16 protein-coding genes are annotated in these 22635 nt (G+C 46.5%); 11 read left to right on the top strand and 5 right to left on the bottom strand.

The window, feature by feature from the left end:
* The first annotated feature begins 34 nt into the window (after positions 1-34).
* Entirely contained in the window at positions 35-2449 is a 2415-nt protein-coding gene (locus QUB44_RS06580) for a bifunctional serine/threonine-protein kinase/ABC transporter substrate-binding protein (RefSeq protein WP_333364624.1), read from the top strand.
* Between the two features lie 407 nt (positions 2450-2856).
* Positions 2857-3576, top strand: coding sequence for a PHP domain-containing protein (locus QUB44_RS06575; RefSeq protein WP_333364621.1), 720 nt, complete (start codon positions 2857-2859; stop codon positions 3574-3576).
* 350 nt (positions 3577-3926) lie between these two features.
* Here QUB44_RS06575 and QUB44_RS06570 read toward each other — a convergent pair whose 3' ends face one another.
* Both QUB44_RS06570 and QUB44_RS06565 read right to left on the bottom strand, forming a co-directional pair.
* On the bottom strand, positions 3927-5093 hold the full coding sequence (locus QUB44_RS06570; protein WP_333364618.1) for a CO2 hydration protein: 1167 nt from the start codon (positions 5091-5093) through the stop codon (positions 3927-3929).
* A 177-nt stretch (positions 5094-5270) separates the two neighbouring features.
* Complete coding sequence (locus QUB44_RS06565; protein ID WP_333160186.1) at positions 5271-6785, bottom strand: NADH-quinone oxidoreductase subunit M; 1515 nt, start codon at positions 6783-6785, stop codon at positions 5271-5273.
* Positions 6786-6913: 128 nt separating this feature from the next.
* On the opposite strand from QUB44_RS06565, the gene QUB44_RS06560 reads away from it, so the two are divergent.
* A complete protein-coding gene (locus QUB44_RS06560; RefSeq protein WP_333364615.1) occupies positions 6914-7525 on the top strand; it encodes a Uma2 family endonuclease in 612 nt (203 codons plus the stop codon).
* Positions 7526-7674: 149 nt separating this feature from the next.
* On the opposite strand, the gene QUB44_RS06555 is transcribed toward QUB44_RS06560, so the two are convergent.
* Positions 7675-9549: an NAD(P)H-quinone oxidoreductase subunit F gene (locus QUB44_RS06555; protein ID WP_333364611.1), complete on the bottom strand. Its 1875-nt coding sequence runs from the start codon at positions 9547-9549 to the stop codon at positions 7675-7677.
* Between QUB44_RS06555 and QUB44_RS06550 the strand changes: the two genes are divergently transcribed.
* The 8 genes from QUB44_RS06550 to QUB44_RS06515 all read left to right on the top strand — a co-directional run bounded on the left by QUB44_RS06550 (position 9541) and on the right by QUB44_RS06515 (position 16726).
* The gene (locus tag QUB44_RS06550) at positions 9541-9666 is read left to right on the top strand and encodes a hypothetical protein (protein WP_333364608.1); all 126 of its coding nucleotides are present in this window, start codon (positions 9541-9543) and stop codon (positions 9664-9666) included. The genes QUB44_RS06555 and QUB44_RS06550 overlap by 9 nt on opposite strands.
* A gap of 506 nt (positions 9667-10172) precedes the next feature.
* Positions 10173-10484 (top strand): carbon dioxide-concentrating mechanism protein CcmK, encoded by a 312-nt coding sequence (locus tag QUB44_RS06545; protein WP_006635059.1) that lies wholly within the window; start codon positions 10173-10175, stop codon positions 10482-10484.
* 96 nt (positions 10485-10580) lie between these two features.
* Positions 10581-10922, top strand: a complete 342-nt coding sequence (locus QUB44_RS06540) for a carbon dioxide-concentrating mechanism protein CcmK (protein ID WP_242719590.1) — start codon at positions 10581-10583, stop codon at positions 10920-10922.
* Between the two features lie 315 nt (positions 10923-11237).
* Complete coding sequence (locus QUB44_RS06535) at positions 11238-11543, top strand: EutN/CcmL family microcompartment protein (protein WP_006635057.1); 306 nt, start codon at positions 11238-11240, stop codon at positions 11541-11543.
* Between the two features lie 110 nt (positions 11544-11653).
* Positions 11654-13288 (top strand): ribulose bisphosphate carboxylase small subunit, encoded by a 1635-nt coding sequence (locus tag QUB44_RS06530; protein ID WP_333364603.1) that lies wholly within the window; start codon positions 11654-11656, stop codon positions 13286-13288.
* Between the two features lie 289 nt (positions 13289-13577).
* Complete coding sequence (locus QUB44_RS06525; protein WP_333364600.1) at positions 13578-14255, top strand: carbon dioxide concentrating mechanism protein; 678 nt, start codon at positions 13578-13580, stop codon at positions 14253-14255.
* Between the two features lie 205 nt (positions 14256-14460).
* Positions 14461-15234 carry a BMC domain-containing protein gene (locus QUB44_RS06520; RefSeq protein WP_333224493.1) on the top strand — a complete coding sequence of 258 codons (774 nt, stop codon included), beginning with the start codon at positions 14461-14463 and terminating at the stop codon, positions 15232-15234.
* 451 nt (positions 15235-15685) lie between these two features.
* A complete protein-coding gene (locus QUB44_RS06515) occupies positions 15686-16726 on the top strand; it encodes a tetratricopeptide repeat protein (RefSeq protein ID WP_333364597.1) in 1041 nt (346 codons plus the stop codon).
* A 166-nt stretch (positions 16727-16892) separates the two neighbouring features.
* Here QUB44_RS06515 and QUB44_RS06510 read toward each other — a convergent pair whose 3' ends face one another.
* Entirely contained in the window at positions 16893-18050 is a 1158-nt protein-coding gene (locus tag QUB44_RS06510; protein ID WP_333364594.1) for an aldo/keto reductase, read from the bottom strand.
* 123 nt (positions 18051-18173) lie between these two features.
* Positions 18174-22520 (bottom strand): amino acid adenylation domain-containing protein, encoded by a 4347-nt coding sequence (locus QUB44_RS06505; RefSeq protein WP_333364591.1) that lies wholly within the window; start codon positions 22518-22520, stop codon positions 18174-18176.
* Positions 22521-22635: the final 115 nt, after the last annotated feature.

Raw genomic sequence — 22635 nt, 5'->3', positions numbered from 1 at the left:
AGGCCGCAGCCTGTCAAGAGGTGTTGGAAAATTTATGTGTGTCAACTTAGGGCATATCCTGCATGAAAGCTACGAAATTCTCGCTTTGTTGGGACAGGGAGGGTTTGCTAGAACCTACACGGCTGCACAACGAAACAAACCCAATAATCCTCTGTGCGTTGTTAAGGAAATTCCTTTTCCCCCATCGAACGATCCGCGAGTCTTGGAGAAGGGAAGGAAGCGATTTGAAAGGGAAGCTAGCGCTTTGTGCCGTCTGGGGAGAAACTCGCGCATTCCCGAATTATTCGATCGCTTTGAAGAAAACGATTATTTTTACTTAGTTCAAGAATATGTTGAAGGACATCCGCTTAGTCAAGAACTCACTGCGGGCGATCGGTGGAATGAGCAAAATACCGTTGCTTTGTTGCGGGAAGTTCTGGAAATATTAACATCAGTCCACCAAGAAAATATTATTCACCGGGACATTACACCTGCTAACTTAATTCGGCGCGAAACAGATCAAAAAATTGTTTTAATTGATTTTGGGGCCGTCAAAGAAATCGGCACTTTTACCTCTAACTCTACAGGTGAAATATTCAGCTCGCAGGCGATCGGCACCAGGGGTTATATGCCTGCCGAACAACACGATACGCGGTCTCTCCCGCAACCCTACAATGATATTTATGCAGTAGGAATCATCGCGATTCAAGCCCTCACCGGGCGGCGTCCCACCAATCTGCCGCAAGACCCCGAAACTGGTGAAATTGTCTGGGATTATTTAACCTCTGAACCTGTTAGCGACAAGCTCAAAAATATTTTAACCAAGATGGTACGTTTCCACTTTCAAGACCGCTACCAATCGGTTGATGAAGTTTTGCAAAAATTGGATTTGTCGATCGTCCCAGGGCGCGAGTTACCCAAAACTTCGCGGAAGTTGCGATCGGGCTGGCGCTGGCTGCTGTTCGGCTTTGCGGGAATTGCGGCTTTTGGGGCGATCGTATTTTTAATCCCCAGAATTTCCCCGCTAATCCCCAGAATTTCCTCGCAACCAACGTTGCCTAAACCCTCCGCAGATGGTGTAAGTTCCGGCAAAAAACTCCTAGTGCAAACCTCCGCCCTGTGGTCAAAGCAAAGGGGAATCAATGAGTTTGCCGACTCAAATTATCCCGAAGCTTTAAAATTGCTCAAACAGTCCTGGCGGGAAGACCGCAGAGATCCAGAAACTTTAATTTACATCAACAATGCTCTGCTGAAGGCAATAAATGCAGAATATTACACGATCGCAATTGTTGTTCCCATCCGCAGAAATCAGGACGGCAGCATCTTCAACGCAAATTTAGCAGAAGAACTGCTGCGTGGCATTGCTCAAGCTCAAACCGAAGTTAATTTAGGTCTTCTGGCTGCAAATGAGAACAATAAAGATTTTCCCGGTCAAGGCTTTCTAGAACCAAAAGCTATTAAAGGAAAAGGTCTCAAAGTCATCATTGCTGATGATGGCAATATCAAATCATACGCGGTTCAAAGGGCTAATTATCTGGTCGCTCAGCCCGATATTCTAGCAGTCATCGGACACTATACTAGCGATATGACTGTGGAAACAGTAGATATTTACAATCAAAATCAACTCGTCGCCATTTCTCCGGGAAGCACAACCGAAGAACTGACGCGAAAACCTCGAAAATTTTTCTTTCGGACGGCTCCGACAACTAGCATAGAAGCTGAAGCTTTAGTAAATCAACTGCTCTTGGTCGGTGAGAAAAAAGCCGCAGTATTTTACAATCCCAACAGTCCGTTTAGCGCTTCTTTATGGGAAGAATTCAAAGAGCAATTTGAAGCAAAAGGAGGCTCGACTTTTAGAATTAGGAATTATTACGATTTATCTAAAAATAATTTAGACGCAGAAGCAGCAATCAAAGAAGTTGAGAAAGCCGGAAAAACAGCTTTACTTGTCATTCCCGACGGTCAAGTCACTAATTCGCTGGAAAATGCGATCGAAATGATTAAAGCTAATGGCGATCGCAATTGGATTGTCGGGCCCTGGACGCTGTACGAGCCGAGAACGTTAGAAGTAGCAAAACAGCTAAAGTCTGTTGAAAAACTGGGCATATCCGTGTTTTGGCATCCGTTAATAAGTTTTGACAAAAAATTTCCGCAAAACGCTGAAAAATTGTGGGGAGGTCCGGTCAATACTCGATCGGCTTTAACTTACGATGCCGCCCGGACGCTGATTAAAGCCCTAGAAATGCAGCCAGAACCCAGTCGCGAAGGAATGCAAAAAACCTTAGCCGATCCCAACTTTAAAGCCGAAGGAGCCACGGGTATAATTGAGTTTGACTCGAAGACTGGAAATCGGAAAAACCCTCCTAAACGAGTGGCGCATATTGTATCCTGTTCTACAGCAATATATGGCGTTACCTTTGTGCCGAGCGAATTTTCCACAGCCGCAGCCGCCGGTTTAAAATGCGATTGACTTAATATCTTGTGCCATTCTCAACAAACCTTTTAATGGCGAGCTCTCCTGCCCAACCCCTACTCCCCACAATAAAATTTACTCTTTGTGGAACAGGCATCTTGCCTGTTGTTAAAAATGATGCAATATGTGCGAGTAATTGATATCTTGTGGCATTGTCAACAAACCGTCCGGGACGAGTTTTACCAAGTATAATTGCCTAAAATCAATCATCTCATAAACCCGCCCCACCCGACGATAAAATTCTGGATAAAGAATTGTGCAAGATGTGCGAGTGAATGGATATCTTGTGCCGAACGCAACAATCCGCCAGATGTTTCAATCCCACAGCCGACTATTGCCACAGGTGCAACATATCAATTTATTAGATATATTAAACAAGGTTAGTTTTTTTTATAATAACGCTTATGGCTGTCAATTTCGCTACCTCCCCCGCTTCTAGTCTCCGACCAGAAGCCCAGAATAGCTCAGCACTCAAACAAGTCTTCCAGACAATTGATGCCGATAGCTGTCCGGGTTCCTATAACTTTCATATGCACACAGTCTACTCCGACGGGCGATTGCAGCCAGAGAAATTGATGGAACAAGCCATAGCCGGGGGTCTCAAGGGCTTCGCTATCACCGACCACCACAGCACCCAAGGCTACGTTAAAGCTCAAATTTGGCTGGATAATTGGAAATTAAACCATGCCGACAAAAATAGCGAAGCACCTAGTCTCTGGACAGGCGCTGAAATTAATGCCGAATTGCTCAACAATGAGGTACACATTCTCGCTTACGCCTTCGATCCACAACATCCCAGTCTCAAACCTTACTTGCGAGGGAAAAGCACTGAAGGCACTTATTTTTATTCAGCAGCCAGGGTAATTGAAGCTATTCATGAAGCAGGAGGTTTAGCAGTTCTCGCACATCCTTGCAGGTATCGATCGACTGCTGATCAACTAATCCCAGAAGCAGCCCGTTTCGGCATTGACGGTGTAGAAACCTACTATGCTTACGGTAATCCCAATCCTTGGAAACCAAGCCCCAAACAAACTGCTTTAGTCAAAGATTTAGCAGAAACTTATGTTTTGCTTGGAACTTGTGGCACGGACTCTCATGGCCTGAGTCTTCTAGTCCGCATCTAAATAGTTCGGAAATAACAAGTGTTTTATCCTGTGATTGTCCAGTCTAAGCGTTAGCGGAGCGATATCTGATGAAAGCAATCGCAATAACCCGAAAACAAGCAGTTCACCAGGTCATATTATGTCCGCTAAAATGACTACTATAAAATTGTTTGGTAGTGAGGACTTCAGTCCTCATAAAAGTCTGGGGACTGAAGTTTTCACTACTTGCCTGATAACGGCTATTTTACGGGACATGATATCATTGCGATCGCCAGGATGAGCTTTCGGTATCCAAAAGTAAGCAATTGCTTTCTTCAGGTAATATCGTTGCAAATCCTAGAGACATTGCGCCCTAAAAACCAGTCGCCTTTCTACCGTTCGGGGAACAACTGACAGGCCCGGTTAGTTGGCTGATTTGCCCAATCCAAGCGAGAATTTCCAAATCGATCCATCCAACCTTCCAAATAAGCGCGATTAGCCTTTTTTTCCTCTGGATCGGAGGTATTCATGGGATGAGGTGCTAGACCCAAAATAGTCGCCGTCGTCACGCAAAACATCGACTTCTGAAAACTTTGGCAAATTTGCACCCGCAGATCATCTTCACCCCGACAGCTAGTGCGGTAAACTTCGTGCAAATACTCCGGCAAATAATGCCGCATATCTTGCATCAATTGAGTTGGCGGAATCCCTGCGCCTCCAATAGGTAAAGGGTCAGCAAACAAAGCCCCGTAGGCAAAATCTTTTTGTTTTTCCGGGATTTGATGGGCTTGAGCGTTGTAGGAAACTGTGCCAAAAAACGCAGTGCCCCGAAAGAAAATTGACTCTACATAAGGCACTGCTACATCTGGTAAAAATGTCAAGTTAGCCGAGGCCGGAATGATATCGTAGACTTGACCGCCAATCTTGACGCTGTAGGTAATTGGTAAACTAGCGGCGCTAACCAAACCTGCTAAGACAAAATCAACTACGTCTGCGATAGACTTAATTTTGCCGGCTTCGTAGGAATCAGATAAGTCGATGAACAAATCGCTCATTACCCGCCAAAACTGACCGAGACCCGTGTAGTAAGCCAGCATCCGCACTTGTTCCGGCAAAAAATCAGGAAATGCTTTGTTGAGTCCCTGCATGAAAAAATTGCCTTTCAGTTTAGCAGCGATCGCCTTTTCGACCAAACTGCTAAATTCCGGGGAATCCAAATAACTGTCAAAACCCCCGCCGCCGTGCCACAGCATAGTTTTCATAACATACTCAGCATACTCGAAATTTATGCGATCATGCCACAAATAGCGCATTAGTTTGGGCAGAGTCACATCTCCGTTGAAATATTTAAAAAACGGAAAAAGCACTAAAAACTGTTCTTCTGCAATATAGTTGAGATTGCGAGAATAGGCATCGAGAACCACACCGTAACTTTTGAGAATGCCGACAACTTCAACTACATTTTCCGTAGATTCAGGCAGTAAAGCTTTGCCTGATTCCAAGATGTCAATGTATGCGGATAGGGGATGGGAAGATGGTTTTAATACGGTACTTGTCATTTTAATTAAGCCTGAATAGAAGGAAGAACGAAGAAATAAGTTTGTAGTAAGGACTTTAGTCCTTTAATGATGGGCTAAAAGCTGTTAAGAGAGGACTGGCACTCCTCACTACTAACCTATAGACTAAAAGCTGTTAAGAGAGGACTGGCATTCCTGACTACGAACCTAGGTCATATTTTATTTCAAGTTTTGAGCAATCACTTTAACTTGCGGTGGCACATTAGCAACCATTCCGATCGCAGTTTTTTCGCTCAAAGCAATTAAAACTCCCGGCTGCACTCCCATGATGGCGATAATTATTGCTAAAACCAGCGAAGGGATGCGATCGCGCCAGCGGACTTGCGGCAAATTTACCACCACATCCGAAAGGCGGCCGAAAAAGGCGCGGTTGACCATAAGTAAAAAGTAAACTGAAGTTAAACCAGTGCCGATCATGCAGAGCAAAGTTTGCACGGGAAACACTGGCAAACTGCCCCGAAACATCAAAAATTCAGCAATAAATCCAGCCAAACCCGGAATGCCAGCACTTGCCATCACGCCGAGGATCATTAAACTGCCAATCATCGGCAAACCGCGATCGGGATTGAACAAACCTTTGAGCACATCGATGTTGCGGGTGCCGGATTTTTTGTAAATAACACCGACACTCAAAAATAGCAGCGCCGAAATTAAACCGTGGCTAACCATTTGCAAAACAGTTCCCAGCATACTAATCGGAGTAGCTGCGGCGCTAGCTAACAAAATGTAGCCCATGTGAGCGATCGAACTGTAAGCTACAATTTTTTTCATATCTTTTTGGGCGATCGCGCAACTCGCCCCGTAAAGCACACTCACCACCGCCCAACTCGCCAAAATCGGCGCCGCCACCGCCCACGCCTCTGGAAACAAACCTAAACCAAAGCGCAGCATCCCATAAGTTCCCAGCTTCAAAAGCACCCCCGCCAGCAGCACCGAAACCGGCGTCGAAGCTTCTACGTGAGCATCCGGCAGCCAAGTATGAAAAGGCACCAAAGGCATCTTAATTCCAAAAGCCAGCAACACCCCTGCCAGCAAAACAATTTGCCTTACCAAAGGCAATGGCAATCCTCCTTGCAAATGCGATGCGCCCGCTGCACCAACCATATCGAAACTCGAAGCACCGCTAAGCCAACCAGTGCCCAAGAAAGCAGCCAGAAGCACAATTCCCGAAAATGCAGTATAGATTAAAAACTTAGTAGCAGCATAACCCCGGCGCTCGCCTCCCCAAATCGCAATTAACAGGTAAAGCGGAATCAATTCTACCTCAAAAAACAGGAAAAACAGCAGCAAATTTTGAGATAAAAAAGCCCCTGTTACGCCGCCAGTAATTAACAGAATCAAAGAATAATAAAGTCGAGGTCTGCGGATCGACTCATCCGTAGCGTAAATAGCTATTCCTGTCAGCAGAGTATTTAAAATTACCAAAGGCAGAGCCAAACCATCAACGCCGAGATTGTAATTCAATCCCAAAACATCTATCCAAGGAATGAATTCCGCAAACTGCAACTGACTGATACTGGCATCAAACTGAACTGCCAAAATCACCGAAAGAATAAAAGTTATGGCCGCAATGGCGATCGCGACATTCCGAACTATTTTAGAACTCACTGAACCGGGCCACAACCCAATCAGGGCAGCAGCCAACATTGGTATCCAGATTAAAGCACTGAGCATCAATTAAAACTTTCCTTTGTTACACAGTATTTAGAGCTATATTTAACATTAACGCAAAGCAACTACATATAAAAGCGATCGGCTAATTTTCTTGTTAACATAGATTCAAATGTCTGTGGAATCCTTCTATGACCTCAAGTCTTACAGATCGAGAAGATTTGCAAATTAAATCCGGTTCTCCTTCCACTCGCCTCACCGTTGCCGACTTGGAACAACTGCAAGGTATACTCTCGGAAGTGCATCTAGACTACCAATTAGAACTGGTAGATGGGAAGATTATCATTGTGGGCCCATCAGACCTTGTATCGAGCGAAATTGGGGCAGAGTTTGGGAGTCTTTTGCGTAACTGGGTCAAACCCCGCAAACTCGGACGAGTGTTTGAGTCCAGCGGCGGGTTTATTCTCCCCAATTCAAATCTTACAGCACCCGATGTTTCGTTTGTGGTAGCCGATCGCCTCAAACAAAGTAAAAGGTATTTTGCCGAACTCGTTCCCGACTTAGTTGTAGAAATCAAATCTCAGTCCGATCGCCTCAAACCCCTGCGAGAAAAAATTTTATCATTTATCGAACTCGGAGCAAAAGTAGGAATATTAATCGACCCAGACAAGCGCACAGTAACAATTTACACTCGGACAGCCGAGCCAGTGGTATTGAGAGATGGCGACATGATTTCAATTCCCGAACTTTTGCCCGGTTGGGAAGTTCCGGTTGCCGAATTGTGGCCGATCGAGTTTGAGTAAAATTAGATAAAAAAGCAGACAAACCCAGAATAAAATCATCTGCGTTCATCTGCGTTCATCCGCCCTCATCTGCGGTTTAAAATTAAATAACATCAGACAAAAAGCAGACAAACCCCGAAAAATTCATCTGCCAACCTCTCCTCTGCAGTTTAAAACTGCCAAATAATCAACGCCAGCAACACAGCTACTCCCGTCGCAATAGTCAACACATAAAACTGCGACTGACCGGTGCCGCTGTACTTCAACCCTTCACCGCTGAAAATTGTGGCAAAACCGAACAAATTCACCGCCCCGTCCACCACATACCTATCAGTCCAAGCGCTGATTTTAGAAATTGAAGCCACAGCCCAAACCACAGTCAAGCGGTAAACTCGATCGATATAAAAATCATAAGCAAACAAATCCTGCAAGGCCGGCACCGGCAGCCGTACCGGTCGAGGTAAAACCCCGTACCAATAAATCGCCACCCCAACCGCAACGCCTATCAACCCCGATAACAACAACAGCGGCGTATCCAGCGTCTTCAACAGCAAATTTAAAGCATCAAAATCCCCCGTTTCCGCCCAAGGCCCAGTCCAACTAATTAACAGTTGCCACTGCTGCAACATCCAAGGCACTAACAACCCCATCACTGTCAAAATTACCATCGGCAAAGCCATCGGCCAACCAACTTCTGGAGCTCTACGAGTTTTCGGCTGCGGTTTTCCCACAAACACTAAACCGAATATGCGAGTTAAATTTAGCGCTGTCAAACCGTTAACTAAAAGCAGCACTATTACCAGCCACAAAGGCACCGTCCAAAAACCGTTGAGCCAGCGTCGCATCGCCCAAAAGTTGCCCAGAGGCAACAACGCTACCATCCCCGCAGCGCCTACTAAATAAGCCGTAGTCGTGGCAGGCATCTTCGACCACAACCCACCCATTTCTGTTAAATCTTGAGTGTTAGTTGTGGTAATAATTGACCCTACGCTCATGAATAATAGGCCCTTGGCGATCGAGTGCGCGAACAGCAACAGCAAAGCAATGTCAACTTGATTTAGCCCCACGGCGATAAACACCAAACCCAAAGAGGCGCTGGTAGAATGCGATAGAGCTCTTTTGATGTCGATTTGGGCGATCGCCACCAAAGAAGCGCCAACCGCCGTCACCGCACCCAAAACCACCAGTACCGCATCCGTCACGGGCGACAGCGCTAAAACAGGCTGAAGTTTAATCAAAACATAAGCCCCAGCGCCCACAACTACCGTATTCCGCATAATCGAAGCCGGGTTGGGCCCTTCCATCGCCTCGTCGAGCCACAAATGGAAGGGAAATTGAGCGCACTTGGCCGTAGGTGCGGAGATTAAAGCCAAACCTAAAAGAGTCGCCACTAGGGGAGACAAAGTTGCTGTTTCCGCCCATTTTTCCAAATCGGAAAAATTCAAACTTCCCGCTAAAGTTGAAAGCGTCACTACTCCCATCAGCAGTGGCACGTCTCCTACACGCTTTGTTAAAAACGCATCTCTAGCGGCTGTTACTACCAGCGGTTGAGCGTACCAAAACCCTACTAGCAAGTAAGTTGAAAGCGTCAGCACTTCCAACAAAGCGTAAGTTATAAGCAGCGAGTCGCTAATGGCAATGCCGCTAATTGCCGCTTCAAAAAAACCCATCAGCCCAAAAAATCGAGCTAGCGCCCAGTCTTTTTCCATGTAGCCTAGAGCGTAAATTTGTGCTAGCAAACTCAGAACTGTAACTAACTCCATTGCTCCGACGCTGACTGTGGAGATTTCTATTGCAAAAGACAAATCTAAATCGGCTGCTTGCACCCAGTGCACGAGCAACTGTTGGGGCGGTTGATCCCAAGTCGCTGTAAAAATAACTGACCCGTGTATGAAAGCCAACACCGTCATCAGCAAATTGAAGTAAGCAGCAGGTTTCGGGCCAGTTCTGCGAATGGTGCCGGTAGACCACGGCAAAGTTAAAATTGCGCCTATTAAGCCATATAAAGGTATCCACCAACAGGCTTGGAGGAGAAATTGAGTCATTTAATTTATGCCTTAAACTTCAAATTACTGGCTGCCTTTATACAAAAACAGTTGCGGGCGATCGCGCGAGGCCCTAAAACTTTGACTAAACCCGATCGTATAGTTGTGGCAAAATAATTTGCACTCCAGATTAACTATACATTAAAGCATCAAAACTGATAATTATCTCAATACAAAATTACTGGCTGAGCAGAGGAGGCACTCAAAGAAAAAAATGCCTGCCGATGGGCCAAGACTGCCTTTTTTGCCGATTTCCCTGCGATCCCCCTTTTGAAATTCCCAAGTTTCCCGGCAGTGATCAGCTCCGACTTCACATACCGAACTCTACTTTATGAGTATTCTTACTTACTTTAATCCCGCCTCGCTCTCGGTATCTACCCCTCTAAATATTAAGATTATTAAATAAATGTTAAATTGTTTTAAGTAACATAAAAAATTTTAATTTTTGTTATTAAACATTATGATGTTAGTTTATATTGTCAACGTGGACAGCTTCCCCTATTCTTATAGGATAGGAAGCTTTACACTGCCTTACTAAAAAATGTGGGCCTCCCCGTCCAAATTTTTAGATTTCTCAAAGATTTGTAACGGTAATTTCGCTCATCCTCAAAGGAGATTCAAAAATGTCAATTGCCGTGGGAATGATTGAGACAAAAGGTTTTCCCGCTGTTGTGGAAGCTGCCGATGCTATGGTCAAGGCTGCCCGCGTTACCCTCGTGGGCTATGAAAAAATCGGCAGCGCCCGTGTCACGGTAATTGTGCGCGGCAACGTGTCGGAAGTCCAAGCCTCAGTCGCAGCCGGAGTCGAATCCGTCAAGCGGGTGAATGGCGGAGAAGTCGTCTCTACCCACATTATCGCTCGCCCCCACGAAAACCTAGAATACGTTCTGCCGATTCGATATACAGAAGCAGTAGAACAGTTCCGAGGCTACTAAGTTCTTAGCGCACAAAAATTTCGTTAAACGAAAATTTGTGCGATCGTCAAAAATTAACTGTTTAGTTCCCCAAATATTCAATCAGGAGTAAAACCAATGGCAATTGCAGTTGGCATGATCGAAACCCTAGGCTTCCCCGCAGTTGTAGAAGCTGCTGACGCGATGGTCAAAGCAGCCCGCGTCACCTTGGTAGGCTACGAAAAAATCGGTAGCGCTCGCGTTACGGTCATTGTCAGAGGAGATGTCTCGGAAGTGCAAGCTTCCGTTTCCGCCGGAGTAGAGTCAGTCAAGCGCGTTAACGGCGGACAAGTGATGTCCACCCACATTATCGCCCGCCCTCACGAAAACTTAGAGTACGTGCTGCCGATTCGCTACACCGAAGCTGTAGAACAGTTCCGCGAAGGCGTGAGCGGCATTCGCCCTCTCAACAGATCATAAGATAGGCGATTCCCTACGGGATAGCTTCGCTTCACGGCTGTTAGGGGCGTTTGGTAATTAAAAATTAAAAATCGCGAGGTTTTTGATTTAGCATTTTTAATTTTTAATTGAGGTGGGCATGGGATATTGGTTATTAGTCATGAGTCATGAGTCATGAGTCATTAGTCATTAGTCATGAGTCATGAGTCATGAGTCATTAGTTACTAGACGAATAACTCTAAACGGCGGACAGCGGACTGAGCAAAGCTAATAAAAAAAAGACAAGTGACAGTGTAAAAATGACAATTACCAATTACCTATTACCTATTACCTCAAATGCAAATGGCCAAAGTTCTCGGCACAGTTGTCAGTACCCAAAAAGAGCCGACGCTGAGAGGATCGAAATTTCTACTGCTGCAATTCATCGATGAGGAAGGTTCGCCAGTTCCCGGCTATGAGGTAGCCGCTGACTGTGTGGGTGCTGGTATAGATGAATGGGTTTTAGTAACCCGAGGCAGCGCAGCCCGGATCGCGCCCGGGAGCGAAAACCGTCCGATCGATGCTCTGGTAGTAGGCATTATAGATACTGTCAATGTAGAAAACCGCCTCATTTACAGTAAAAAAGACGACCCATACGGCTAGTTGCAACCGTTAGCAGTTAGCAGTTAGTGGAAAAATAACTAACAACTAACAACTAACAACTAACAACTAACAACTAACAAAAAGATTTTCAGTTTAGGAGAACTTAATTTATGGCAGTCCGCAACGTTGCGGCTCCCCCGACGCCTTGGTCGAAAAACTTGGCTGAGCCCAAAATTCACGACACCGCCTTCGTACATTCCTTTTCTAACATTATTGGGGATGTGCATATCGGTTCTAATGTGATGATTGCCCCCGGGACATCTATCCGCGCCGATGAAGGCACTCCTTTTTATATCGGAGAAGGAAGCAACATTCAAGACGGAGTGGTGATTCACGGCCTAGAAAAAGGGCGAGTCACAGGAGACGACGACAAATCCTATTCTGTGTGGGTGGGGAAAAATACTTCCCTCACCCACATGAGTTTAATTCACGGCCCTGCCTACGTGGGCGACGACTGCTTTATCGGCTTTCGCTCTACGGTGTTCAATGCCAGAGTGGGCAACGGCTGCATTGTCATGATGCACGTACTAATTAAAGATGTGGAGATTCCCGAAGGTAAGTACGTACCTTCGGGAGCCATCATCACTAATCAGAAGCAAGCCGATCGCTTGCCTGACGTTCTAGATTCTGACGTTCAATTTGCGACCCATGTCATCGGCATCAATGACGCTCTGAGAACGGGTTATCGCTGCGCTGAGAACATCGCCTGTCTAGCACCAATTCGCAACGAACAAACTAAAAACCCAAATATGACTCAAACCAAATATTCTACCCATGTCGGCACCCAATTGAGTTCAACTCTTGCCGATAGCATCCGCAATTTACTAGCTCAAGGATACAGCGTGGGAGCCGAACACGCCGACGCACGCCGCTTCCGTACCGGTTCTTGGCGTACTTGCGGCCCGATTTCCTCAAAGCGCGACTCTGAAGTAATCGCGGCTTTGTCAGCTTGCATGGCCGAGCACCAAGGAGAATACGTCCGCTTGATCGGGATTGACACCAAAGCCAAGCGCCGCGTACTAGAAGAAATCGTCCAAAGACCGGGAGACAACGGCTCTAACGGTTCTAACGGTGCGAAAACTCATCAATCTAACGGTAAAGTTGCACAAGCTTCCCACCACAATAGCGGTTCCGTGTCAAGCGGAAAATTGAGTGCCGAAACAGTGGCTCAGGTTCGCGGCTTGCTAGCTCAAGGCTACAAGGTGGGTACGGAACACGCCGATGCGCGCCGCTTCCGCACCAGTTCTTGGCAAAGCGGGGCTTCGCTGCAAGTGAGAAACGAATCTGAGGCGATCGCCGCTTTGGAAGCTGTGATGAATCAGTACCCGGGCGAGTACGTGCGCTTGATCGGGATTGACCCGAAAGCTAAGCGGCGCATAGTTGAAGAACTTATTCAGCGTCCCGACGGCCCGGTTGCTCAATCGGCTAAGCCGGCAGCAACATCGGGATACAAAGCAGCTTCGACTGGTTCGGCGAGCAGCGGAAGTTTGACCGGCAAGACGATCGACCAAATCCGTAACCTGCTTTCCCAAGGCTACAAAATTGGCACGGAACACGCCGACGCGCGCCGTTTCCGCACCGGTTCTTGGAACAGTTGCGCGCCGATCACATCCAACCGCGAATCCGAAGTGATTTCTGCCCTCGAAAGCTGTCTCAAAGAACACAGTGGCGAGTACGTCCGCTTGCTTGGCATCGACTCCAAGGCGAAGCGCCGGGTACTCGAAGAAATTATCCAACGACCTTAATTTGCCTGGTAATTAGCCTGTTTCTCCCGTTAAGCCCTTGCACAGGGGCCAACGGGAGAAACCCCAGCGGATTGAAGTTGGATTTGAGATAGTTAAAAAGCTCGATTGACAAATGTTGGTCAAAATCTAGAATCTTCTGAAAGTTTCTATAAAACGTTAAAGCATCAAGCTTCTCAGTATTAGTACATTATCGTTTCTTAGATTGACATGGTTAAATTTATCAGTCGAGAAAACCCATAACTTAAAGTCGTTTTATCGAAAAAAATAGCTCCTTTCATGGTGAAGTCGAATGTATTTATCGCCACTGCAATTAAGTAGCAACTCTCAGATTTTGATGAGTGGCGATGTAGTTGTGAATGAGGGTGCGGCGATCGCCCCTGGAGCAATCCTGCAAGCAGATCCGGGCAGCCGGATCTCGATCGCCGCCGGTGCCTGTATCGGTATGGGAGTTATCCTTCACGCCCGTGAAGGTACTCTGGAAATCGCGGCGGGCGTTATTCTGGGTGCAGGGGTGCTGGTGGTAGGTGCGGGAACGATCGGGGAAAATGCCTGTATTGGCGCCGGGACGACCCTAATCAATCCTTGTATCGACAAAATGCAAATTATGCCAGCAGGTTCTCTAATGGGAGATACCAGCCGCCAAGCCGCCGCAGAAGCAACCGCAACAGCGCCAACAGCAGCGCCAACATCACCAGAAACCCCCGAAGCCACTACGCCACCAGTCGATCGACCGATCGAGCCGATCGAGCCGCCACAACCTGCCCAAACACCGCCTCAAACTGCGCCGGAGACTGCCCCAGAGTCGCCGGAATCCACCGCCACAGAGCCGCCCCAACCAGGGGAAACGCCAACTATTCTGTACGGTCAAGCTCACATCAATCGGCTGTTGGGGACGCTGTTTCCGCACCGGCAAGCTTTTAATCGACCGGAGGAAAACGGCCAAACTCTATCGGGCGGTTCCGGGTAGCCGTCATTTCCGCAAAAGGCAGCTATGCTGAAGGCAGAAAGATCAAATATAAATAGGTAATCTCATATTATTGGTAGCTCAGCAATTTGTAAGGCCTTGCCGCAGCAATCTGTGTCTTGTAGCTCGTGCAGTCTGTCTTCTCATCTGAGAAACTATAAACTATCAACAAATTTTTATTTTGGGAAGTTTCTAAGGGTAATAGAAGATGGACGGACAAACGGATCGTAACAGTCACGAAGAACGATCGCAGCGCCAGGAATACTTCAAAGACACTGCTTTGGGTTTGGTATCCACCAAGAGTTTTCCGGCAATTGTGGGGACTGCTGACATGATGCTGAAGTCGGCAGGAGTGATTTTAGTAGGATACGAAAAAATTGGTTCCGGTCACTGTACTGCGATCGTCCGGGGCAGAATTTCGGATGTGCGTTTGGCTGTGGAAGCTGGAGCTCAAACTGCCGAACAGTTCGGGCAGTTTGTTTCTAAATTGGTGATTGCTAGACCTTTGGCTAATTTGGAAGTGGTTTTGCCGATCGGCTTTCGGCTGACTGAACTTTCGGAAAAAGGCAGTTATTCTCGGCTTAGCAATCAGGCGATCGGTTTGCTCGAAACTCGGGGATTTCCGGCAATGGTCGGTGCTTGCGATGCTATGCTCAAATCCGCAGACGTACACTTGGCAGCTTACGAGAAAATAGGCGCCGGTTTGTGCACGGCAATTATTCGCGGTGCAGTTGCAGATGTAGCAGTAGCCGTAGAGGCCGGGATGTACGAAGCTGAGCGAATTGGCGAGTTGAACGCGGTGATGGTAATTCCGAGGCCTTTGGAAGATTTGGAACAAACTTTACCGCTGGCGAGTTGCTGGATCGAGCAACGTAAACCTGTGATGATGCCCGTGTCGGTTAAGGAAAAGGAACAAGAATTGATCGAACTTCCAGATTTGGAGAAACTAACTGTTTATGTGGAAGAGGAAATCAATCGGTAATTGGTAATTAGACAACAAAAGTTTGTAGAGACGTACTGCCGCAAATACTGAGACGAAGTTTGTCAAAAAAAATATAGAGTTGACTCGGTAGGACTGCTGGCAACAATTTATACTGAGTAGCGGTCTCAAACTTAATTTGCCGATCGAGCCGATCGCAGCCGCATCAAGAGACACAGAGCACCAAGTAAACCTAGACTTTTGAACTCAAGTCGATCGGGTAAACAATCGAACTGACTAATAAGTAAATCCAGCCGAGGTGCAGAGCCTTTCAACAGGATTTAACTACTGTTAAAATAAACCCAAAAGCCTGTTTACGGTAGATTGCCGAGAATCATTTAAGAGTTACTCTGACCGCAGGTGGAGGCTCTTCCAACAGATTAACGGCTGTCCAACTCAAAACTGACTGCACAGGAATCAACCCCCAGCATCAAGCAATCCTGAAAGTTGACCTATGAACCTCAAACAATTTTACAAGCGCGGTTTGCACAGCGCCAAGAAAGGAAACTATGAAGCGGCACTTGAGGACTTCGATCAGATACTGCAAGTCAATCCAGCCGATGCCAAAGCCTATAACAATCGCGGCTTGGTTTACTATTACATGAAAGACTACCAAAAAGCGATCGCCGACCTCAGCCAAGCCCTAGATATCAATCCTAATTTGTTCGAGGCTTACTTGAATCGAGGGAATGCTTGGCGTCATCTCGGAGAACACGAAAAAGCCATTGATGATCTAAACTGTGCTTTAGCAAATAAGCCTAACAACCATGCTATCTACAACAACCGGGGACTTGTACTTGCTAATTTAGGAAATTACGAAGAAGCAATAGAAGACTACAATCGAGCTCTATCTATCAATTCCAACAATTATAAAACCTATTACAACCGGGGGCGCGCTTACTACCTTTTGGGAGAAAAAGAGGCAGCAACGGAAAACTTTAACGAAACGCTGCGGTTGAATCCTAAATATATCAAAGCTTACATAAATCGAGGCCTTTGTTACCACCAATTAGGAGACAATACGCAGGCGATGGCCGATTACAACATTGCACTCGCCATCGATCCACAAAATGTTTATGCCTATTATAACAGAGGTTGCGTTCGCTATAAATTAAAACAAATGCAGCTTGCAATTGAAGACTTTAACAAAGCAGTGGAACTCGATCCGAACTATGTTAAAGCTTATCTCAACCGGGGTTTAGCGCTGTATAAACTTGGAGATGTTGCGGCAGCAAATAAGGATTTTTACCACGTAATGTGCATTAATGCGGAAGCTTATGTATACTACCAAGCCCAGCGGTGTACGCCTGATATTAATTCGTACTTCAAAGAAGCGCCGCAGGTGGAACTTAATAATGCTGTCGAATACTACAACACAACCTTAAATACAATGTCAACTTCCTTAAGTTCCGCAGCATTAAACGCGGTCTGGAATCAAGAAGATTTGGAGAACAGAGACTCGATTATCTGTGAAGGTGAATTTATTAATGATTGATTTAGTAATTAGTCAGGGTTCTTCCGTACTTAATGGGCTAAAATGTTACAATAATATCCAATTTTAGGACACTAAGTACGGAAGAACCATAAACATTAACTGAAACTATTCCATAACGCCATTCAAGATTTTAAGTTCTGCCGTTCGCTCTCCGGCAAGGGGAACTTCAATTTCCGTTTAAGACTTGAACAATTGAATCAGTAAGTTCCTGAAAGCTTGCTCTCCCAAGCCGCGGGACAGCAGCAAGGGCGAGGTTCTCTTCTATATGTTTTGGCGCTTTCATCCCTACAAGGGCACTCAGGAGGCCAGGGGCGCTCCGGGTATATTGGAGCGCCCGCTGGCAGTCTGTCTGCAAGCGATCGCCAAAAGCAGAAGCAATCTTTTCTGGGATCTGACCGATAACCTGCGCTTCACAGATCGACCTACTGGCGATCGCCCAAATGCCTAAGCAATCGGCAGCTTCCAATACTGAAACTTTTTCTCCTTCGATTGTTTGAGTTGGGCTTAGCACCGCTTCCGGCATCCCCATATTCAAAGGAAGCTGGATAAACCGAAACCGATCCTCTTTGTTCCCAGCTACTTCCCGAGCAATTGACTTGGCACGCGCGAGATCGATATGGTTTTTTTCAGTTGGAAGTACGCGAAAAGCATTCCAAGTTGCCAGACCGTAATTGGCAATTTTTCCAGCTAAAACTGCACCTTCAAGTACCTCAAAAACCTCTCGCAACCGATTGTAAAAAGTATCGGGTTCAACTTGAGAAAGTAGCTTTTCTGGATTGTGAAGATAGTAGACATCGATTGTCTTGATGCCGAGGTTTGCGAGGCTCCAATTAAGCTGATCTTGAATGTATTCTGGGTGGATGCAGTAACGCTCCTCAGCCAAATCTGCCATGCTGACCGTAGAGTTATTTGGCTCGACGTACTGCTGATAAAACCACTCTACATGGTTGGGAGTTGGATGCGGAACAACGCCGCCTTTCGTACAGATAATTAGTTCATCTCTTGAGGCTTCTCCCGATTCCAGGAGACGCCGGATAGCCTTTCCGACACTCCGCTCTCCGTACTGGTAGCGGTAGTTGATTGCTGAGTCAATTAGGTTGGCACCCCGCCGAACCGATTCCACTACAGCGGACGCCACAAGAGTGTCAGTATACTCATCTGGTTCGCCAAGGTAGGTGCCAATTCCAATCGAGCTGGCCACAAGCGAACCAGTTTCTCGGAAGTGATCGGCTGCACAGTTTTTGTTGTGCCGTTCCCTGTAACGCCGCGTTCCTTCTGCGGTAGCTCTGCCTGCGATCGCGATCGTATTGCTACTTCCTAACATAAAAATCTTTTGCCTTCTCTTAAATAAACTAATCAGGAATTCCGCAAGTCTAAGTGATGCTTGATTTAAAAATCTCCTCAAAGTGAGCGAGGTAGAAACGCGATCGCTCGCGCCTCTACATTTTTAGACCAGATGTTTGGGACCCTCTATTAACTGGCGATCGACGAGATAGGAAAAATAAGTCCGAAACAAACTCGCATCCGCTTGCGGGCAGATAATGTCCGTTCCAGAAAGTCCCTTCAACGCATTCTGGCAATCGAATTGCAGCGTGGCAGATTTAGCCATTTCTGATTCCGAAACTTTTTCGGAGAAAAGACCGACTAGCGGGTACAAAGCATGATCGGGAGAATTTCCAGCGCGATTGATTATTTCTGCTTGCCAAGCCTCAGACGAAACTCGTTTGATTTGATAACCCATTGAGCAAATCCAGCCCAGCAATTCACTCATCTGAAAGGACTGAGTGTTGACTAAATGAAAAGTCTTTCCGAGCAATTCTTTTTGGCTCGAAAGATGAACGATCGATCCGCTCACATAGTCAACAGGCGCTACATTCATCAGCTTATCGTCATCGGGCGCACATCCAAGTTGCACGCAACCAGCGATTAACCTGTACAGTAAGTCACTCGGATTGCAGGCCCCTGTTTGGCTGTCCCCAGAAATGCGGCCTGGCCTGTAAATGCTAACAGGAATGCCGCGATCGCGCGCGACCTCTACTAACTTTTCTGCCACCCACTTAGTCTGAGTGTAAGCGCCTTTTAGACCCTCTCCCGGAGTGAGTTCATCCTCCTCTCGCACCACCTTAATCCCAGATTCTGCCATTGCCGAGAAAACGGAAATCGTAGAAATTAAATGGACTGGTTTTAGCTTACTTTGACTCGCCAATCTCAGAACTTCCTGCGTCCCCAAAACGTTAGCGGGTTTGAGAACAGAGTAGGGATAAGTAAACTTGACAAACGCGCCATTGTGGTAAATGACATCAATTTTACTGGCTAAAACTCCGAACTGCTCCTCGGAAAGCCCCAAAAGTGGTTGAGACAAATCTCCAGAAATTGGGATAATGCGATCGCTGCTGCTTTCATCCCAAATTAAATAGGATTCGAGGCTGCTTTGAATCCGCTTTTTAGCTGATTCTGAATCGGCAGAACGGACTAGGCAATAAATTTCTGCTTGAGTTTGTTGCAAGAGGTCGCGGAGTAAAAAGGCTCCCAAAAAGCCCGTCGCCCCTGTTAAGAGAATGCAAGCTGGTTCAGTTTTTGGCTCGCTCAATGGAGTTGCAGGGCGAATTGCCGGATCTAAAACAACTTCAGCGTTAATATCGAAACTTGCAGTGCGATCGCCCGCAGAATCCGCCCCATGCTTCACCTCAATATTCTTTGCTAAAGCAGCGATGGTAGGCGCTTCAAAGAAACGGCGCAAGGGCAATTCCTTTTGGAAAGAATCTCTTACCTTTGCTAGCAACTGAGTAATCAGTAATGAATGTCCCCCCAAATCAAAGAAATTGTCATGAATTCCCACTTTTTCCAGCCCTAGCAGCTCCGCCCAAATCTCAGCAAGCATTTTCTCAATGGGAGTGCTAGGAGCGACAAAAGTATCTGCTAAATCGGTTCTCGCCGCCTCCGGCGCTGGCAGCGCCCGCCGGTCTATTTTTCCATTAGCAGTGAGGGGCAATGTTTTGATTACGACAAAAGCAGAAGGAACCATGTAGTCGGGCAGTTTTTCTTTTAAAAATGACCGCAGCTCGTTAATAGCGATCGCTGATTCCCTCGCGGGTACAACATAGGCAACTAAGCGCTGATTCCCCGGTTCATTTTCCAGTAGCAAAACTACTGCTTCGCGCACAGCGGAATGTTGAGATAGCGCTGCTTCTATTTCCCCCAATTCAATGCGGAACCCTCGCAGTTTAACTTGGCTGTCGATCCGCCCTAAAAACTCAATATTTCCGTCCGGCAAATACCGAGCCAAATCTCCTGTTTTATACAGACGCGCTCTTGGTTCGGCGTCGAAGGGGTTGAGGATGAATTTTTCTTCTGTTAAGTGGGGTTGATTTAGATAGGCGCGAGCTAAAGAAAGACCGCCGATGTATAACTCGCCGGACACGCCAATGGCAACTGGCTGCAAGTGCGAATCAAGTAAATAAATCTGCGCGTTATTGATAGGGCGACCGAGAGGAACTGTCTCAGAAATGCAGTTTTCTCGGTCTTGGATGGGATAAGCCAGCACGCCTACGGTTGCTTCTGTTGGCCCGTAATGGTTGAAGACTGAACAGTCTGGGGCGTATTTCTCAATAGTTTCGAGCAAATTCCAACTTAAGGCCTCGCCGCCAAGGATTAATCGCTTTTTCGGCAAAACCTGCGCCGGATCGGAAGCAGTTAATAAAGCTTTTAGATGGGAGGGAACGATTTTGAGACAGTCAATGGAATGCTGCTGAAAGTAAGCAGCGATCGCCTCTGGATCGGTGGCGCATTCCTGGGAAATTATGTGAAGGCTTCCTCCCGTACATAAAGCTGGAAAAATTACTGTATATCCTAAGTCTGCTGCCAAGGTAGAAACGGTTGCGAAACTGCCACCTGATGGCAGGTTTAGCTGTTCCTGAATGCTGTAGAGGTAATTGACGAGCGATCGGTGTTCAATTGCCACTCCCTTTGGCGTGCCAGTGGAACCGGAAGTATAAATGACATAAGCTAAATTTTCAGGAGAGAGAGGAGGAGAGGGAGAGGGAGAGGGGGATACAGAGGGAATTCCTGCGTCTAAGCAAACGATTTTTGCCTGAGTTTTTGGCAAGTTTTCGATTAGCTGTTGTTGCGTTAATAGCACTGCCACTCCGGCATCCTGCAACATCAAGGCGAGGCGCTCTTTTGGCATGGCCGGATCGAGTGGCAAGTATGCGCCGCCTGCTTTGAGAATGCCGAGCATTCCGGCGATCGCATCCACAGATCGCTCAGCACAAATTCCCACTAATCCTTCGGATTTAACTCCTAATTGTTGTAGGTAATCAGCGATTTGGTTGGCGCGGGCGTTGAGTTCTCGGTAGGTGATCTGCTGATTTTCACAGATAACCGCAAGGCGATCTGGTACGCGATCGACTTGTTGCTCAAATAGCTGGTGAATGCACTTGTCTTTTGGGTAATCTTTCTGTGTTTGGTTGAACTCAACTAAGACTTGGCGGCGGGCGCGATCGCTCAAAATTTCCAACTCGCCGAGAGCGGTTTCTGGGTGATTAGCTGCACTTTTTATTAAGGTGTAGAATTGCTCTGCTAAACATTCGATCGCTTGTTCCCCTATCAAGGCCGGATCAGAGTGAAACTCAGCGATGAGAGCATCCTCTCGGCGCACGCAGGAAAGTTTAACTTTGAAGCGATCGCCGCAGACATATTGCTGGTAAATTGAAAAATCTACGCCAGCCGCGGCATACTTTTCTAGTTGTTCCTCAAACTCAAAACAAAATGGAAATCCAGGCGATCCGTTTATATCTTCCCGGTTGAAATATTCCTGCCATTTATAAGCATCGCTTTGGGATTGCTGAATTTCCTGCCATAATTCCTGAAAGGTAAAATTTTCTTGCAGTTGGCTGCGAAGCGGTAGAAACTTGGCAAATAGACCGAGTGCTGGCTCTAATTCTTCATATTTGCGATTGTCGAAGGCGGTGCCAATAATGATTTCTGCCTTTCCCAACCGCCGCCAGAGCAGCGTTTTCCAGCAAGCTAGAAAGAAAGCAGATATTGAGGTTTCGTAGCGGCGGGCGATCGCTTCTATTTCTTCTAGTAAACTCAGTTCTATTTTAACCTCAAAAAAATTCGGTTCAAATCGATCGGACGCGCTGATATTTTTATTTTCAAAAGGCAATTTTAAACTCGCTAGCGCCGAGTAATCCCGATCGGTCCAATATTTTTTGCCCTCTGCCGCCTCTTCATCCTCAATCAATTCATTCTGCCATTCCGAATATTGGACATATTGCACCACTTCGTCCGCCACTTCCTCACCTTGCAAGCAAGCTGCATAACACTGGCTAATTTCTCGAATTAGATTTTTGAGGGTGCGGGAATCGGCGCACAGGGAAGGCAGGCTGACAACTAAAATGTGCCTGTTTGCTGATAGAGAAATTAAGGATAAACGCCAAATTGGATTTTGCTCAAAGTTGAAAACTGAGCGCTTTTCGTTTTGAAAAATTTCAGGGATTTTAGCCGCTTGTTCTGGCAGGGTTAAGCATTCGAGATTAACGATCTGCCACGAAATTAAGCTGCGATCGCCGATGACTTGAATCGGAAATTTAATCCCAGAACGTCGCTGAAAGCTCGTTCGCAGAATTTCGTGGCGATCGCTGACTTTTTGCAGCGCTTCTTTTAAGGCATTTGCTTGGAGATTGCCCTCGATTAAAATCGCACATTGAGCGCGATAAGCGGGACTATATTGTTGCAACAGCCACAGATATTTTTGTTGAGGAGAAAGCCGAAATCCATTAATTGTTTGCATGGGTTATATTGCTTTATGTTTTACGATCGCCAGGGACTTAAGTCCAAAGCTTATAGCTCAAGTCCGTTAAAACAGACTATGAAAAAGGCGTTGAAGTGGCGAATACTGGCAATTC

The sequence above is a fragment of the Microcoleus sp. AT3-D2 genome (assembly GCF_036705715.1).
Classification (GTDB): Bacteria; Cyanobacteriota; Cyanobacteriia; order Cyanobacteriales; family Microcoleaceae; genus Microcoleus.
The sequence above is the reverse complement of the archived record's forward strand: the minus strand, read 5'-3'. Positions and strand labels throughout refer to the sequence as shown.

Bases quoted from the DNA above. Each gene is read 5' to 3' on its own strand.
- QUB44_RS06580 (WP_333364624.1), top strand. From the start codon at position 35: ATGTGTGTCAACTTAGGGCATATCCTGCATGAAAGCTACGAAATTCTC.
- QUB44_RS06575 (WP_333364621.1), top strand. From the start codon at position 2,857: ATGGCTGTCAATTTCGCTACCTCCCCCGCTTCTAGTCTCCGACCAGAA.
- QUB44_RS06570 (WP_333364618.1), bottom strand. From the start codon at position 5,093: ATGACAAGTACCGTATTAAAACCATCTTCCCATCCCCTATCCGCATAC.
- QUB44_RS06565 (WP_333160186.1), bottom strand. From the start codon at position 6,785: ATGCTCAGTGCTTTAATCTGGATACCAATGTTGGCTGCTGCCCTGATT.
- QUB44_RS06560 (WP_333364615.1), top strand. From the start codon at position 6,914: ATGACCTCAAGTCTTACAGATCGAGAAGATTTGCAAATTAAATCCGGT.
- QUB44_RS06555 (WP_333364611.1), bottom strand. From the start codon at position 9,549: ATGACTCAATTTCTCCTCCAAGCCTGTTGGTGGATACCTTTATATGGC.
- QUB44_RS06545 (WP_006635059.1), top strand. From the start codon at position 10,173: ATGTCAATTGCCGTGGGAATGATTGAGACAAAAGGTTTTCCCGCTGTT.
- QUB44_RS06540 (WP_242719590.1), top strand. From the start codon at position 10,581: ATGGCAATTGCAGTTGGCATGATCGAAACCCTAGGCTTCCCCGCAGTT.
- QUB44_RS06535 (WP_006635057.1), top strand. From the start codon at position 11,238: ATGCAAATGGCCAAAGTTCTCGGCACAGTTGTCAGTACCCAAAAAGAG.
- QUB44_RS06530 (WP_333364603.1), top strand. From the start codon at position 11,654: ATGGCAGTCCGCAACGTTGCGGCTCCCCCGACGCCTTGGTCGAAAAAC.
- QUB44_RS06525 (WP_333364600.1), top strand. From the start codon at position 13,578: ATGTATTTATCGCCACTGCAATTAAGTAGCAACTCTCAGATTTTGATG.
- QUB44_RS06520 (WP_333224493.1), top strand. From the start codon at position 14,461: ATGGACGGACAAACGGATCGTAACAGTCACGAAGAACGATCGCAGCGC.
- QUB44_RS06515 (WP_333364597.1), top strand. From the start codon at position 15,686: ATGAACCTCAAACAATTTTACAAGCGCGGTTTGCACAGCGCCAAGAAA.
- QUB44_RS06510 (WP_333364594.1), bottom strand. From the start codon at position 18,050: ATGTTAGGAAGTAGCAATACGATCGCGATCGCAGGCAGAGCTACCGCA.
- QUB44_RS06505 (WP_333364591.1), bottom strand. From the start codon at position 22,520: ATGCAAACAATTAATGGATTTCGGCTTTCTCCTCAACAAAAATATCTG.